Origin of the sequence: Pseudomonas entomophila (assembly GCF_013523125.1) — a bacterium.
Classification (GTDB): Bacteria; Pseudomonadota; Gammaproteobacteria; order Pseudomonadales; family Pseudomonadaceae; genus Aquipseudomonas; species Aquipseudomonas entomophila_B.
The window spans coordinates 21648-37858 of the sequence record NZ_JAAMQJ010000005.1 but is presented as its reverse complement, the minus strand read 5'-3'; the positions used below and the strand labels follow the sequence as shown (position 1 = coordinate 37858).

General features: G+C 64.5%; 9 protein-coding genes. 6 read left to right on the top strand and 3 right to left on the bottom strand.

Features of this window, described 5'->3' with window-relative positions; genetic code table 11:
- Positions 1 to 28: 28 nt before the first annotated feature.
- Genes G7007_RS04625 through gnd form a run of 3 tightly spaced genes read right to left on the bottom strand, consistent with a single transcriptional unit; the run spans position 29 to position 4374 of the window.
- Entirely contained in the window at positions 29 to 1876 is a 1848-nt protein-coding gene (locus G7007_RS04625) for a glycoside hydrolase family 15 protein (protein ID WP_181099375.1), read from the bottom strand.
- Positions 1877 to 1897: 21 nt separating this feature from the next.
- On the bottom strand, positions 1898 to 3397 hold the full coding sequence (zwf, locus tag G7007_RS04620) for a glucose-6-phosphate dehydrogenase (protein ID WP_181099374.1): 1500 nt from the start codon (positions 3395 to 3397) through the stop codon (positions 1898 to 1900).
- Entirely contained in the window at positions 3394 to 4374 is a 981-nt protein-coding gene (gnd, locus tag G7007_RS04615; RefSeq protein ID WP_181099372.1) for a phosphogluconate dehydrogenase (NAD(+)-dependent, decarboxylating), read from the bottom strand. Before gnd ends, zwf begins: the two co-directional genes overlap by 4 nt.
- Positions 4375 to 5187: 813 nt before the next feature.
- Here gnd and glgA point away from each other — a divergent pair.
- The 6 genes from glgA (at position 5188) to glgX (ending at position 16177) form a co-directional block, all read left to right on the top strand.
- Complete coding sequence (gene glgA / locus G7007_RS04610; RefSeq protein WP_181099370.1) at positions 5188 to 6747, top strand: glycogen synthase GlgA; 1560 nt, start codon at positions 5188 to 5190, stop codon at positions 6745 to 6747.
- Positions 6748 to 6762: 15 nt separating this feature from the next.
- A complete protein-coding gene (gene treZ, locus G7007_RS04605; RefSeq protein ID WP_181099368.1) occupies positions 6763 to 8520 on the top strand; it encodes a malto-oligosyltrehalose trehalohydrolase in 1758 nt (585 codons plus the stop codon).
- Positions 8517 to 10604: a 4-alpha-glucanotransferase gene (gene malQ, locus G7007_RS04600; RefSeq protein ID WP_181099366.1), complete on the top strand. Its 2088-nt coding sequence runs from the start codon at positions 8517 to 8519 to the stop codon at positions 10602 to 10604. Before treZ ends, malQ begins: the two co-directional genes overlap by 4 nt.
- Positions 10601 to 13375, top strand: a complete 2775-nt coding sequence (locus G7007_RS04595) for a malto-oligosyltrehalose synthase (RefSeq protein ID WP_181099364.1) — start codon at positions 10601 to 10603, stop codon at positions 13373 to 13375. The genes malQ and G7007_RS04595 overlap by 4 nt, the downstream gene beginning before the upstream one ends.
- A 17-nt stretch (positions 13376 to 13392) precedes the next feature.
- Positions 13393 to 13746 (top strand): DUF2934 domain-containing protein, encoded by a 354-nt coding sequence (locus G7007_RS04590; protein WP_219858949.1) that lies wholly within the window; start codon positions 13393 to 13395, stop codon positions 13744 to 13746.
- 271 nt (positions 13747 to 14017) lie between these two features.
- Positions 14018 to 16177, top strand: coding sequence for a glycogen debranching protein GlgX (glgX, locus tag G7007_RS04585; RefSeq protein WP_181099361.1), 2160 nt, complete (start codon positions 14018 to 14020; stop codon positions 16175 to 16177).
- Positions 16178 to 16211 lie beyond the last annotated feature (34 nt).

Genomic DNA, 16211 nt, shown 5'->3' with positions numbered 1-16211 from the left:
TATGCCATTTTTGGATCCACCCGTCTGCCTAGCCGACGTGCGCGCCTTCGCCGACCGGCGACCACCGCACCACGGGCTCCTCAGCACAATGGGCCCGATCGCGCACGGGACACGACGAACGGTGCAGGTTCAGGGCCGTGTTGATGATGCCGATGTGACTGAACGCCTGCGGAAAGTTGCCCAGCATGCGCTGGCTCACCGGATCGTACTGCTCGGCCAGCAAGCCGACCTCGTTGCACAGCCCGGTCAGCCGTTGGTACAGGGTCAGCGCATCGTCCCGACGGCCGAGCAGCACGTAGACGTCGGCCAGCCAGAACGAACAGACCAGGAACGTCCCCTCGCCCGTCGACAGTCCATCGGATGCGCTTTCGGTGTCGTAGCGCAGCAACAGGCCGTTGTGCAGCAACCGCTGCTCGATCTGTTCCAGCGTGCGCAGGAAGCGGGGATCGTCCGCTGGCAGAAAGCCTGTCAAGGCGATCTGCAGCAGACTGGCGTCGGTTTCGCTCGAGCCATAGGCCTGCACGAAGTGCTGGCCCGTCGGGTCCAGCCCGCGCTCGCAGACCTCACGGTGGATCTGGTCGGCGACCTGTCGGTAGTGCACGCCCCGTTCATGATCCTCGGGAGTATCCACGGCCAGGCTGGCGACGCGGTCGAAGGCCACCCAGGCCATGACCTTGGAATGCACGAAGTGCTGGCTGCCGCCGCGGACTTCCCAGATGCCCTCGTCCGGCTCACGCCAGATGCGCTCCACATGCGGCATGATCAAGCGAGCGATGGAGGCGCTGCGCGGGTGGGTCGGCAAGCCGCCCTTGACCGCTTGCGTCATGGCGTCGGCGACCTCGCCATAGATGTCCAGCTGGTGTTGCCCGGCTGCGCCGTTGCCGACACGGACGGGTTGCGAGTGCTCGTAGCCGGCCAGCCACGGCAAGGTGTATTCCTGAAGATCCCGCTCGCCGGCCAGGCCGTACATGATCTGCATCTGTTCAGGGTTCCCCGCTACCGAACGCAACAACCACTCGCGCCAGGCCTGGGCCTCTTCGAAATAGCCCAGGTTCATGAACGCCAGCAGGGTCATGGTGGCATCGCGCAACCAGCAGAACCGGTAGTCCCAGTTACGTTCGCCACCGATGCGCTCGGGCAGCGACGTGGTCGCCGCCGCGACGATGCCTCCGGTCGGCGCATAGGTCAGGGCCTTGAGCGTCAGCAGGGAACGGCGCACCAGTGGCGTCCATTCCCCGACGTCAGGGCAACGTGCGGCGAAGGCTTGCCACTGTTCGATGCTGTGCCGTACAGCGTCTTCGACGTCTACGGGCGCTTCCGGCGGCAGGTGCGACGGTTGATGGGTCAGGCTGAAGACCTGGCGTTCGCCGGCCGCCACGCGAAAACGACAGACACTGTGGTGGTCCATGCCATGGGTCTCGACGGTGCTGCGCAGGATCAACCGATCCGGTCCGGCCACGGCGCTGACGGTCAACGGGTCGAGCTTCTCGACCCAGGGCACGCTGCGGCCATAGTCGAAGCGCAGCACCAGGTCCATCTCGAAAGCGGTCTCGCCAACCAGTCCTTCGATGATCCGCACCACCGTATTGTGCTCGCCCATGGGCATGCAGTCGCTGACACGGGCACGGCCACCGGCGGTCACGTAGGTGGTCTGCAAGACCAGCGTGTCTTCCAGGTAAGCGCGTTCGACCGTCTCGACCGGGTCCGTGGGGGCGATGCGCCAGCGGCCGTTCTCCTCGTTGCCCAGCAGCGCGGCGAACACGGCCGGCGCATCGAAACGCGGCAGGCACAGCCAGTCCATGGACCCGTCGCGGTTCACCAGGGTTGCACTGCGGCAGTTGCCCAGCAGGGCATAGTCTTCGATCAAAGCTGGCATGTCTTCTCCAGAACAGATCGATCAACCCAGCGGGTGCCATTCGCGTTTGTCACGGCTCAGCAGTTCCTTGCCCGCCTCGGGGCCGTCCTCGCCGGCCGCGTAGGTGTGCACCTCGCCTCCGGCCGCCCAGGCATCGAGGAACGGCTGCACCGCACGCCAGCCATTCTCGATGTTGTCGGCCCGCTGGAACAGGGTCTGGTCACCGGTCAGGCAGTCGTAGATCAAGGTTTCGTAACCGGTGGCCGGGGTCATCTTGAAGAAGTCCTTGTAGGCGAAGCCCAGTTCGACGTTCTCCATGATCAGCTCAGGCCCCGGGCGCTTGGCCTGCAGGTCGAACCACATGCCTTCGTTGGGCTGGATCTGGATCTTCAGGTAATTCGGCTTGGGCCGCTCGGCTTCCGACTCACGAAATTGCGCGTAGGGCGCCGGCTTGAAGCAGATGGCGATCTCGGTGTCGCGCACGCTCATGCGCTTGCCGGTGCGCAGGTAGAACGGCACGCCGACCCAGCGCCAGTTGTCGATCATCACCTTGAGCGCCACGTAGGTCTCGGTCTGGCTGTCGGGATCGACATTGGCCTCATCGCGATAGCCCGGCAGCGGCTTTTCGCCCGCCGAGGCGACGTATTGGCCGCGTACCGAGTTCTTCAATGCCATCTTCGGCGACCATGGACGGATCGCCCCGATGACCTTGGCCTTTTCGCTGCGCACGGCATCGGCGGCGAAGGCGGCCGGCGGCTCCATGGCGACCATCGCCAGCAACTGGAACAGGTGATTGGGCACCATGTCACGCAGGGCCCCGGTGGTGTCGTAGAAGGCGCCGCGGGTCTCCACACCCACGGTCTCGGCGGCAGTGATCTGCACGTGGTCGATGTAATGGTTGTTCCAGAACGATTCGAACAGGCCATTGGAGAAGCGACTGACCAGGATGTTCTGCACCGTCTCTTTACCCAGATAATGGTCGATGCGGTAGATCTGCCGCTCGCCCATGACCTTCAGCAAGGATGCGTTGAGTGCCTCGGCGCTGGCCAGGTCGGTGCCGAACGGTTTTTCGATGACCAGACGCCGGAAGCCGCCCTGGCTTTCGTCCAACAGACCGGCCTGACCCAGGCGCTGCGCGACCTCAGGGAAGAAGCGCGGTGCGGTGGCCAGATAGAAGACTGCATTGCCGTGCGTGGTCTGCCCGATGCGCTCGGCAATGGCCGTGTAGGTGTCGACCGACATGAAATCGCCGGTCTGGTACTCCAGACGCTCGGCAAGGCTGGACCACAGGGTTTCGTCAAGCTGGGTGGCGCCCTCCCCGCCCGTGTCGCGCTCACGCATGAAGGTCAGCAGGCGGTCGCCGAATTCAGCGGCGGTGGAGGTGTTGTGGTCCACGCCGACGATGCGCAGGTCGGGGTCGAGCAGACCGTCGCGGGCCAGGTTGTACAGCGCTGGCATCAGCAGGCGCTTGACCAGGTCGCCGCTGGCGCCGAACAGGAACAAGGTGCAGGCGGGGGCGGCAGGGATCGAGTCTGTCTTCATTCGGGTTTCTCGACATGGCCACCAAAGCCCAGGCGCATGGCCGACAGCAGCTTGTCGCCGTAGGTGCCCTGCTGCTGACGCGAGCGGAATCGGGCGAACAGCGCGCTGGACAGTACGGGCACGGGCACGGCCTGTTCGACGGCGGCATCGATGGTCCAGCGCCCTTCGCCACTGTCACCGACCGCACCGTTGAAGTGTGCCAACTGAGGGTCGGCCACCAGGGCGTCGGCCGTCAGGTCGAGCAGCCATGAACTGACCACGCTGCCACGTCGCCAGACTTCGGCGATCTCACCCGTGTCGAGGTCGAAGCGATGTTCCGGCGCCAGGTGCTCTGAGCCCTTGCTGCGCAGCAGGTCGAAGCCTTCGGCATAGGCCTGCATCAAGCCGTACTCGATGCCGTTGTGCACCATCTTGACGTAGTGCCCGGCACCGGGTGGGCCCGCATGGATGTAGCCCTGCTCGGCACGGCCAGGCTCGCCTTCACGGCCCTGGGTACGGGGAATGTCGCCGACGCCGGGAGCCAGCGCCTTGAACAAGGGCTCCAGGCGCTCGAACGCGTCCTTCTCGCCGCCGATCATCATGCAGTAGCCGCGGTCCAGGCCCCAGACACCGCCCGAAGTGCCGACGTCCAGGTAGTGCAGGCCGCGCTCGGCGAGCATCGCGGCGCGGCGGACATCGTCCTTGTAGAACGTGTTGCCGCCGTCGATGATCGCGTCACCTGGCTCGAGCAGTTCGGCCAGCTTCTGGATGGTCTGCTCGGTGGGTTCACCGGCCGGCAGCATCACCCACACCGCCCGTGGCGTGTCGAGCGCCTTGACCAGCGCTTCCAGGTCGTGGGCACCGGTGCTGCCCTCCTGCACCAATGTGCCGACCGCCTCGTTGTTGCGGTCGTGGACCACGGTGGCATGACCGGCGCGCATCAGGCGCCTTGCGATATTGCCGCCCATGCGGCCCAACCCGACGATTCCCAGTTGCATGTATGGCTCCTTTCCAGAACGAATGACAGGACACGTGCCGTTTCAGGTTAGTCCAGCGGCGTGGCCCAGGGTTCAGCATCCGCCTGGCAGGGTCGGCGAGATTCATGTGGGCTAGCCCTACTGGAGTGCTGGGTGCAAATGAGTGAGCACGCAGACGTCTGCATGCCCCATGCTGGGGCAGGGTTTTGGGTGAAGGGTTCCATGAACGGTCCTGTCAAGAAGGTAGATTTCGTGGCTTCGCGTGTTGACGAGCAGATCGCTATCTGGGGCAGGCTTGCCTGGCACAGCAGGGAGACTGGTTTCGTGGGCCCGTTGGGTTCTTGAAGATGTATCAGGCGCTGCGCCCTTGTCACTGACCGTCGCGCACAAGGCACAAGAGTTGCAACCCCCTAGGCGTCTAGGGTCGAAACGGTGTCTGAAAGCCATCTAATGGGGCTACGAGACGACTTGTTACAAAACTGAATAAGCCTGTCACTCACGAAAAGTGACCGACGGGTCACAACTTTGTCACGTTGTCTCCTACACTCGGAGGGCTGGCCATGAACCACTTGGAATTTATGACGAAAACAAGTCGAACTTTCCGAGATCGGCACAGGTCAGCACTTAAGCACGCTGCGGAAAAAGGCATCACCTTTGCCGGGCCTGCCCACCCCTGAACAGACCAAGCGCCTGGCGGCTGGATCGCCGCACTGTGCCGTGTCTGTAAGCCACTCACCGGGGCATGGATTGCAAGACGTACACGCGCATTCAGAGAGACCAACGCTTGAGACAACACCGCGAGTGCAGGGCGCTCGTTTAGGGACGGAGAGAAGTATGATCAGTGCCGCTGTCGAACCCCATGTAACCACCTTCACCCAGGACGCTCACGAAGTGCCGCGCAAGGACATCGTGACGGCAGCCAAGGCACCTGGCGCGCAGCGCCAGCACAACCCCAACAAACGCAAGGTTCTCTTCGTTACCTCGGAAATCGCCGACCTGGTGAAGACCGGCGGCCTGGGCGATGTGTCAGCCGCCCTGCCACGCGCGCTGAGCCACTTGCATGACGTGCGCATCCTCATCCCTGGCTATCCTCAGGTAATGAACAGCAACAACCCCATTCACATCGTCGGTCAGCTGGGCGGCCATGCTGCCTTGCCGCCGTGCCAGATCGGCCGCATGGACCTGGCCGATGGACTGGTCATCTATGTGCTGATCTGCCCCGAACTGTACGAGCGTGAAGGTACGCCCTATGGCGACAACGAAGGTCGCGACTGGGCCGACAACCATATTCGCTTCGCTCGTCTGAGCCTGGCCGCTGCCGAAATGGCTGCTGGCGAAGGCATGACCCATTGGCGCCCAGAACTGGTGCACGCCCATGACTGGCCGACCGGCCTGGCACCGGCGTACATGCACTGGCGTGGCGTGAACGTGCCGACCCTGTTCACCATCCACAACCTGGCCTATCAGGGCGTCTACAGCCTGGGCAGCTGCCCGGAGCTGGGGATTCCCGACCACGCGCTGCAACAGGAAGGCATGGAGTTCTACGGCAAGCTGTCCTACCTGAAGGCAGGCCTGGCGTACTCCAGCCATATCACCACGGTCAGCGCGACCTATGCTCGCGAAATCACCACCCCGGCCTTCGGCTGCGGGCTGGATGGCTTCCTGGCCAGCAAGGCCGAGATGGGCCTGCTCGGCGGCATCCCCAACGGCATCGACGAAAGCTGGGATGCCGCCACCGACAGCCACCTGCAACACAACTTCAGCATCAACGACTGGGAAGGCAAGGCACGCAACGCCGATGAGGTCCGCGCCCTCTTCGAGCTCGATGCCTGCGAAGGCCCTTTGTTCGCCGTGGTCTCGCGCCTGGTCTACCAGAAGGGCCTGGACCTGACGCTGGCCGTGGCCGAGTATATCGTCGAGCAAGGCGGCCAGATCGCGATCATCGGCCGAGGCGAGCCCGAAGAAGAGCAGGCCATGCGCGAGTTGGCCAAGCGCCACCCAGGGCGCATCGGCGTACGCATCGGCTTCAACGAGACCGATGCCCGGCGCATGTTCGCCGGCAGCGATTTCCTGCTGATGCCGTCGCGCTATGAGCCTTGCGGTCTGAGCCAGATGTACGCGCAGCGCTTCGGCTCCCTGCCGGTCGCACGCAACACCGGCGGCCTGGCCGACACCATCGAAGATGGCGTCACCGGCTTCCTGTTCGATGAATCCACCGCCGACAGCTACCGCGAAGCGCTGAGCCGTGCCTTCTACGTCTACGAGAAGAAGGACCTGCTCAATGCCATGCGCTGCCTGTCGATGACTCAGCCCTTCAACTGGTGCCAGGCGGTCGAACCCTACGCCCGTCTGTACGAAGAACTGGTGCACCAGACACAGACCGCTCACTACTGATTCGAGGAGTCGAAGATGCACAGGCATGGCGTACATTTCTTGGACGCCACGTCGGCGCGCTTCGCCCTCTGGGCGCCAAACGCGCGTGACGTGAGCGTCGTCATTGGACAGCAGGCGTTCGCGCTGCGGTCCGAGGCGGACGGCTGGTTCATCGGTGAGGTCGCGTGCCAGCCAGGCGACCACTACCTCTATCGCTTCACCAATGCCCAAGGCGAAAGCCAGGACGTTCCCGATCCGGCTTCGCGGTATCAGCCTGACGGCGTGCACGGTCCCAGTCAGGCAGTCGACACCGGTGCCTTCGAATGGCAACACGACACCTGGACGGGGCGCGCCTGGCACGAAGCGGTGATCCATGAGCAGCACGTCGGTGTGCATGGCGGCTATGCCGGCGTGGCAGCACAATTGCCACGCTTGGCGGAGCTGGGGATCACGGCCATCGAGTTGATGCCTGTCGCCCAGTTCCCCGGCAAGCGCAACTGGGGGTACGACGGCGTCCTGCCCTTCGCCCCACAGAACAGCTATGGCAAACCTGAAGAACTGGCGCGCCTGGTTGACCAGGCGCATGGCCTGGGGCTGTCGGTCATGCTCGACGTGGTCTATAACCACTTCGGCCCCGATGGCAACTACCTGCACAGCTACGCCGACGATTTCTTCGACGAAGGCAAGCAGACGCCCTGGGGCGCCAGCATCGACTTCAAGCGCCCTGAGGTCCGTGAGTTCTTCATCCAGAACGCCTTGATGTGGGTCTGCGAATACCGCTTCGACGGCCTGCGTCTGGACGCCGTGCATGCCATCGACAACCCGGACTTCCTCAAGGAGCTGGCCCGCCGGGTGCGCGCCGCCGTCGAGCCGGGTCGCAAGGTCTGGCTGGTGCTGGAAAACGAGCACAACCAGGCATTCCTGCTCGAAGAAGGCTTCGATGCCCAATGGAACGACGATGGCCATAACGCCCTGCACGTGCTGCTCACGGGCGAGACCGAAGGGTACTACCAGGACTACGAAGACCAGCCGATCCAGAAACTGGCGCGTTGCCTGGGTGAGGGTTTCGTCTTCCAGGGCCAGCAGAACCGTCATGGCAAGGCGCGTGGCGAGCCGAGCGGCCACCTGCCGCCCAGCGCGTTCGTCCTGTTCCTGCAGAACCACGACCAAGTCGGCAACCGCGCCCTGGGTGAACGCCTGACCCGGCTGTGCGCGCCTGAAGCATTGCGCGCGGCCACGACCCTGCTGCTGCTGTCGCCAATGATTCCGCTGTTGTTCATGGGCGACGAGCAAGGCAGCCGCAGCCCGTTCCTGTTCTTCACCGACCACCATGACGAACTGGCCGACGCCGTGCGCGAAGGCCGGCGCGCGGAGTTCAAGGGCTTCGCCGCCTTCGAGTCGTCCGAGGACCGTGAGCAGATTCCCGACCCCAATAGCCCGAAGACCTTCGAGGCGTCTCGTCCCTTGACCGATACCCCCGCCGCCGAAGAGTGGCAGGCGCTGTACCGGACCCTGCTGGAATTGCGCCGCAAGCATGTGGTGCCCTCCCTGCCTGGTATCAGATCCGAAGGCGTCACGGTGCTCGCTGACAAGGCGCTGAGCGCACGCTGGCGCCTGGAGAACGGCGATCTGCTGCGCATCGACCTCAATCTGGGCGAGACGCCGTGCGATGTCGACCTGCCTGATGCGGCCTTCTGGCTGTATGACAGCTCACGCAGTAACACCCAGGCCGGGCAACTGGCACCGGCCAGCTGTGTCGCCAGCTTGATGCCTGCTGACGAGGGCACCGTATGAGCCTTCAGCCCCTGCACGATCTGGCTGCACGTGCCGGCATCGCCCGTGACTGGACCGATGCCAACGGCAACCCCCAGCAGGTGAGCGATGAGGTCCTGCGCAAGGTCCTGGCGGGCCTGGGTCATCCGGCAGACGACGACACCGCCGTCGTTGCCAGCCTCCAGGCGTTTGACGAGCACGTTCGCCAGCACGCCCTGCCACCCTTGATGAGCGTGACCGTGGGCGACACGATCGAAGTGGGTCAACGCTTTGCCGGAATGTCCGTACGCCTCGAACGCGAGGACGGCATCGTCCACGAGGCTCAGGTGGAGGCCGATGGCAACGTCTCACTCGACTTGCCTGTCGGTTATCACCAACTCAATGTCGAGCAGCACACCCTGACCCTGGCCGTGGCCCCCGTACGCTGCTACGGCCTGCAGGATGCGGTCGAACCGCCGCCCCGCTGCTGGGGCATCGCCGTGCAGCTCTACAGCCTGCGCCGCGACGACGGCTGCGGCTATGGCGACTGCCAGGCGCTCGAGGACCTGGTCCGCAGCGCGGCCGAGCGCGGCGCCGATGCCGTGGCCATCAGCCCTATCCATGCCTTGTCCATGGCCGAGCAGAGCCACTTCAGCCCCTACTCGCCCTCCAGCCGCCTGTTGCTCAACATCCTGTACGCCAGCCCGGCCATTCTGCTGGGCGAGCACGCGGTGCAAAAGGCCATCGAGACCTGTGGCCTGACCGCCACCTTGCGTGGGCTGGAAGCACACTCGCTCGTCGACTGGCCCGCTGCTGCCGAAGCGCGCTTGCAGGTCTTGCGCGCGCTGCACAAGGATTTCGTCAGCGAGCAGGCGCAGGAACACGAGGTGGACGAACGCGGCCTGCGCCAGGATTTCGAGGCGTTTCGCCAGGAGGCCGGGCAAGCGCTCGAGCTGCATTGCCGCTTTGAGGTGCTGCAGGCCCAGACCATGGCCGAAGGTCACGGCGCCGACTGGCGTCAATGGCCTGTCCAGTGGCAAGACCCGTCCAGCCCTGCCGTGGAAGAGGTGACCGCCTCCCAACCTCAGGAGCTGGACTTCCATGCCTTCTGCCAATGGTTGACCGAACGCAGCCTGCAGCGGGTGCAGCAGGTGGCCTGTGAAGGGAAGATGGCCGTCGGCCTGATCGCCGACCTGGCCGTGGGCGCCGACGGTGGCGGCAGTCAGGCCTGGAGCCGTCAGGACGAGCTGCTGGCCGACCTTACCGTGGGTGCGCCGCCTGACATCCTCAACCGTACCGGGCAGGACTGGGGCATCAGCGCCTTCTCGCCCGAAGGCCTCAAACGCAACGGCTTTCGCGCCTTCATCGAGATGCTGCAGGCCAATTTCCGCCACGCCGGTGGCCTGCGCATCGACCACGTGATGGGGCTGCGTCGACTGTGGCTGATCCCCAAGGGGGCCAAGCCCAACGAAGGCGCCTATGTCGAGCTGCCCGTGCAGGACATGCTGCGACTGCTGGCGCTGGAATCGCACAGACACGAAGCGATCGTGCTCGGCGAAGACCTGGGCACGGTGCCCGATGGCCTGCGCGAGGACCTGGCCGAGAAAGCCATCCTGGGCATGCGTGTGCTGCAATTCGAGCAGGATCCTCCGGGGCACTTCCTGCCCGTCGAGCAATGGCCTGACGACGCACTGGCCACCACCGGCACCCATGACCTGCCGACGATGGCCGGCTGGCTCAAGGGGCGGGACATCGATTGGCAGAAAGAACTGGGGCTGATCGATGAGGCAAAAGAAAAGGAATGGCGGGCCTCGCGACAGGTCGAACTGACAGGTCTGCACAGCAGCCTTGAACGTGAATATGGCCCTCTTCAGGACAACGACACCATGATCGACGCCGCCATTCGCTACATCGGCCATACCCAGGCACCGCTCGTCTTGCTTCCCCTGGAAGACCTGCTGGGCAACGAAGAGCAACCCAACCTGCCCGGCACCACCGAGGGCCACCCCAACTGGCGTCGTCGCTTCGACGCAAAGGCCCGCGAGGTGCTTGACGATCCGCATGCCGCGCGGCGCCTCGAGATCATCGCGCAGTCCCGCGAACAAGCCTGGGAGCGCGACCAGTGAAGCCCTTGACCGCGACCATTCGCTTGCAGCTGCACAGTGACTTCACCCTCGACGACGCGACCCCTCTGGTGCCCTACTTCGCACGTCTGGGCATCAGTCACGTCTACGCTTCGCCGATCCTTACCGCCCGCGCCGGCTCCCGGCACGGCTACGACGTGGTGGACCCGACCCGGGTGAACCCGGAACTGGGTGGCGAGGCGGCCCTGGAACGCTTGGTGGCCGCCCTGCGCAAGCACGACATGGGGCTGCTGCTCGACACCGTATCCAACCACATGGCCGTGGGCGGTGCCGACAACCCTTGGTGGCAGAGCCTGCTGGCCTGGGGCCGACGCAGCCCCTACTCGGAATTCTTCGACATCCAATGGCACTCCAGCGACCCGCTGATGGAAGGCCAGCTGTTGCTGCCGTTTCTCGGCAACGATTATGGCAAGGCGCTTCAGGACGGCGAAATTCCGCTGACCTTCGATGCCAAGCATGGCGTGCTGGAGATCGAACACTACGAACACCGCTTCCCGATCTGTCCGCTGGATTACGGTCGGGTACTGGGCCATAGCTCGTCGGCCGAGTTGCAGACGCTGGGTGAGCGCTTCGCGGCGCTGCGTGACAGCACCGACCCCTTGGCCGAGGCCGCGCCCTTGCACCAGGCGCTGGCTGAAGCGGTCCGTAACGGCGTCACGCTCGACGAGACCCTAGCCGTCTTCGACAGCCGTACCGACGCTGGCTTCCAGCGCCTGCACGCCTTGCTCGAACGCCAGACCTATCGCCTGGCCAGCTGGCGCACGGCAGCCGACGACATCAACTGGCGGCGGTTCTTCGACATCAACGAGCTGGGCGGCCTGCGGGTCGAGCGCGCGACCGTATTCGAAGCGACCCACGCCAAGCTGTTCGAGTTGATCGAGCGTGGGTTGGTCGACGGCCTGCGCATCGACCACATCGATGGCCTGGCCGATCCTCGGGGTTATTGCCGCAAGCTACGCCGTCGTGTCGAGGGCCTGCTGGCGACACGTCCTGCCGAGGCCACACTGGATCATTTCCCGATCTACGTCGAGAAGATCCTTGGCAGCGGCGAGCACGTTCACACGGACTGGCAGGTGGATGGCACCACTGGCTACGAATTCATGAACCAGGTCTCGCTGTTGCAGCATGACCCTGCCGGAGAAGCGCCGCTCACCGAGTTGTGGCACCGCGTCAGCGAGCGCCCGGCGTTCGAGGAAGAGGTTCGTCAAGCGCGCAACCTGGTGCTCAATGGCACCCTGGCCGGCGACTTCGAATCGGTCGCCCAGGCCTTGCTGGCCGTGGCGCGCGACGACCTGATGACCCGCGACCTGACCCTGGGCGCCATTCGCCGCACGCTGATGGCGCTGGTCGAGCACTACCCGGTCTACCGGACCTATATCAACGCCTTGGGCCGTCCGGCCGAAGACGAGCCGTTCTTCCAGCAGGCTGTGAACGGCGCCCGGGAAAGCCTCAGTGAAAACGACTGGCCCATGCTCGAGCAGCTGCAGCGCTGGCTGGGCGGCCAGCGCTGGCGCAGCCTGCCGCCAGGTCGTGCGCGCAAACGCTTGCGCCACGCCTGCGTGCGCTTCCAGCAGTTGACTGCACCGAGCGCGGCCAAGGCGGTCGAGGACACGGCGTTCTATCGCTCGGCGCGGCTGCTGTCGCGCAACGACGTGGGTTTCGAGGCGGACATCTTCAGCGCCGACCCTGCTCACTTCAACGACGAAGCCCAGCGGCGCCTGCGTGATTTTCCGGACAACTTGCTGACCACGGCGACCCATGACCACAAGCGTGGCGAAGACTGCCGGGCACGCCTGGCCGTGGTGAGCGAACGTGGCGAGTGGTTCGCCCAGTGTGTCGAGCAGTGGCGCACGCTGGCCGCACCCTTGCGTCAGGACCTCGACGATGGACCGGCGCCCAGCCCGGGCGATGAGATGCTGCTGTTCCAGACCCTGCTCGCCAGCTGGCCGCTGGAACTGGCCTTCGACGACCAGCCGGCGCTCGAACAGTACGCCGAGCGGTTGCGTCAATGGCAGCAGAAGGCCCTGCGCGAAGCCAAGCTGCGCAGCAGCTGGAGTGCGGCAAACGAGACCTACGAAGGCCTCTGCGCGGCCTACATCGATGCCCTGCTGCTCGATGCCGGACAAACGGCTCTGCGCCAGGCCATCGCGGACGCTGCGCACTCGATCGACAGCGCGGGCGCACTCAATGGCCTGGTGCAGACGTTGCTGCGCATGACCGTGCCGGGCGTACCGGACCTGTATCAGGGCAACGAATACTGGGACCTCACGCTGGTCGACCCGGACAACCGTCGCCCCGTGGACTACCCCGCCCGGGAGGCGTCGCTCGAACAGCAGACGCCGTTGCCGACCCTGCTGGAGCATTGGCGGGACGGGCACATCAAGCAGACCCTGATCGCACGCGTGCTGGACTGCCGACGCCGTCATCCGCAGCTGTTCGCACGCGGTGACTACGTGCCGCTGGCCGTCGAAGGCCGGCATGCCGACCGCGTCTTGGCCTTTGCCCGAGTGGGCGACGAGGCACGCGCGATCGTGGTCATGCCGCGTCTGGCCAGCCCGCTGCTGGAGGAGGCGACGATACCGTGGATCTCGAAAGAGCAATGGGGCGACACGCGGGTCAGTCTGCCGTTCGACCTGACCGCTGGCAATTGCACGGGACTTTTTGCCGGTGATGTGGTCAGCCAATCAAGGGAGCTGATGTTGAGCGCAGTACTGGCAGAGTTTCCGGTCAACCTGTTGATTGAACACTTTTGAACACCAGGAGCGTCGTGATGAGTGTCGATGAAAAACGTATCCGTGAATTCGCCTACCAGATCTGGGAGTCGGAGGGCAAACCCGAGGGCCGTGAAGACGAACACTGGACCAAGGCCCGCAAGCTGGCCGAGGCCGAGTCCAAGGCGCCAAAGGAAGCACCACGCAAGAAGCCGGCGCCTGCCAAGTCGAAGCTAGCGGCCGAGGCGCTCGAGTCGGCGCAGGCTGGCAAGACCGCATCGAATGCGGCAAAGCCTGCCAAGCCCGCGAAATCGGCAAAGCCTGCCAAGGCACCGGCTCCCAAGCCTGAGGCGTCGGCCAAGCCCGCTGCCCCCAAGAAGCCTCGCGCTGCCAAGAAGCCCGAGGCTGGCTAAGTCGGCAGCACCCGGCTCGATTGACCCAGGCGTGCACCACGCGCCTGGTTTCCACTGAACCCCCACTGTGTTTTTCACGGCTCCTGCTGAGCTGCGGTGCGCCTGTGCGCGCATCACGGTGCTCAACCGTTTCATGAGGTCTGTGTGGGGTTTCAAGGCGCAGGGAGGCGCTCACAACTGCTGTCACTCGCCTGATGTCAGATCACTCGACCTGCCGAAGGGCTTCAGTCACACGCTTCCACTGCAATGTTCGGTCGAATGAGAGAACGCCATGTCTTCGCAAACGCAAAAAAAGAAGTCCAACCGCTCCGTCGCGCCTACGCGCATCCGTGAAGGCCTGCCATTCCCGCTGGGTGCCACCTGGGATGGCGTAGGCGTCAACTTCGCGCTGTTCTCGGCCAATGCCACCAAGGTCGAGCTGTGCATCTTCGACTCCACGGGCGAGCACGAGCTCGAGCGCATCGAACTGCCGGAATACACCGACGAGATCTACCACGGGTACCTACCCGACGCGCACCCTGGCATGGTCTACGGGTACCGCGTGTACGGTCCGTACGAGCCACAGAACGGTCACCGTTTCAACCACAACAAACTGCTGATCGACCCCTATGCCAAGCAACTGGTCGGCGAGCTGAAATGGTCCGAAGCGCTGTTCGGTTATACCCTGGGTCACCCCGATGGCGACCTGAGCTTCGACGAGCGCGACAGCGCGCCGTTCGTGCCCAAGTGCAAGGTCATCGATCCGGCGTTCACCTGGGGGCGTGATGAGCGTGTGCAGATCCCGTGGGAGCGCACCATCGTCTACGAGGCCCACGCCCGTGGCCTGAGCATGCGTCACCCGGACGTGCCGGAGAAAGACCGTGGCACCTTCGCCGGCCTGGGCAACGACCAGTTGCTCAAGCACATCAAGGACCTGGGCGTCTCGTCCATCGAGCTGCTGCCCATCCATGCCTACGTCAACGACCAGCACCTGCTGGACAAGGGCCTGAACAACTACTGGGGCTACAACAGCATCGCGTTCTTCGCACCGCACCCCGAATACCTGGCCAGCGGCAAGATCGCCGAGTTCAAGGAAATGGTCGGGCGCGTGCACAAGGCCGGCCTGGAAGTCATCCTGGACGTGGTCTACAACCACACCGCCGAAGGCAACGAGCAAGGCCCGACGCTGTCCATGCGCGGCATCGACAACGCCTCTTACTACCGCCTGATGCCGGACGACAAGCGTTACTACATCAACGATTCGGGCACCGGCAACACCCTCGACCTCAGCCACCCTTGCGTGCTGCAGCTGGTGACCGACTCGCTGCGCTACTGGGCGGCCGAGATGCACGTCGATGGCTTCCGCTTCGACCTGGCGACCATTCTGGGTCGTTATCACGACGGCTTCGACGAACGCCACAGCTTCCTGGTCGCCTGCCGCCAGGACCCCCTGCTGCGCCAAGTCAAGCTGATCGCCGAACCGTGGGACTGTGGTCCGGGCGGCTACCAGGTCGGTCACTTCGCACCAGGCTGGGCCGAGTGGAACGACAAGTTCCGCGACACTGTACGGGCGTTCTGGAAAGGTGACGAAGGCCAGTTGGCCGACTTCGCCGCTCGCTTGACCGCCTCGGGCGACATGTTCAACAACCGTGGGCGCCGTCCTTACGCATCGGTCAACTTCATCACCGCCCACGACGGCTTCACCTTGCGCGACCTGGTGTCGTACAACGACAAGCACAACGAGGCCAACGAGGAGAACAACCAGGACGGCACCAGCAACAACATTTCCTGGAACTGTGGTGCCGAAGGCGAGACCGACGATCCAGAGATCAAGGCGCTGCGCATGCGCCAGATGCGCAACTTCTTCTCGACCCTGCTGCTGTCGCAAGGCACGCCGATGATCGTGGCAGGCGACGAGTTCAGCCGCACCCAGGGCGGCAACAACAACGCCTACTGCCAGGACAGCGAGATCGGCTGGATCAACTGGGAGCTGGACGAGGAAGGCACCGAGCTGCTGGCCTTCGTCAAGCGCCTGACCAAGCTGCGCCGTGCCTACCCGATCCTGTGCCGCTCGCGCTTCCTGGTGGGTGAGTACAACGAAGCTATCGGGGTCAAGGACGTCACCTGGCTCGCACCGGATGGCAACGAGATGTCGGTTGAGCAATGGGAAGACCCGAACGGCCGTTGCCTGGGCATGCTGATGGACGGGCGTGCCCAGGTCAGTGACATCGCGCGCCCCGGCTCGGACGCCACCCTGCTGCTGATCGTCAACGCCCATCACGATGTCGTGCCCTTCCAGCTGCCTGAAGTGCCCGAGGGCGGATACTGGAACTGCCTGATCGACACTGATCGTCCGACGCTACGCAAGAAGGAGCGCCTGGAGTTCGGCTCGACGTTCGACGTGACGGGTCGCTCCCTGCTGCTGCTGGAGCTGCAACGCGACGAGGAATGATGGACGGCGTCGCCTGGCGAAGGGATCGCCAGGC

Coding starts and splice junctions, on each gene's coding strand:
- G7007_RS04590 (WP_219858949.1), top strand. CDS start 13,393: ATGAGTGTCGATGAAAAACGTATCCGTGAATTCGCCTACCAGATCTGG.
- glgX (WP_181099361.1), top strand. CDS start 14,018: ATGTCTTCGCAAACGCAAAAAAAGAAGTCCAACCGCTCCGTCGCGCCT.
- zwf (WP_181099374.1), bottom strand. CDS start 3,397: ATGAAGACAGACTCGATCCCTGCCGCCCCCGCCTGCACCTTGTTCCTG.
- G7007_RS04625 (WP_181099375.1), bottom strand. CDS start 1,876: ATGCCAGCTTTGATCGAAGACTATGCCCTGCTGGGCAACTGCCGCAGT.
- glgA (WP_181099370.1), top strand. CDS start 5,188: ATGATCAGTGCCGCTGTCGAACCCCATGTAACCACCTTCACCCAGGAC.
- treZ (WP_181099368.1), top strand. CDS start 6,763: ATGCACAGGCATGGCGTACATTTCTTGGACGCCACGTCGGCGCGCTTC.
- malQ (WP_181099366.1), top strand. CDS start 8,517: ATGAGCCTTCAGCCCCTGCACGATCTGGCTGCACGTGCCGGCATCGCC.
- gnd (WP_181099372.1), bottom strand. CDS start 4,374: ATGCAACTGGGAATCGTCGGGTTGGGCCGCATGGGCGGCAATATCGCA.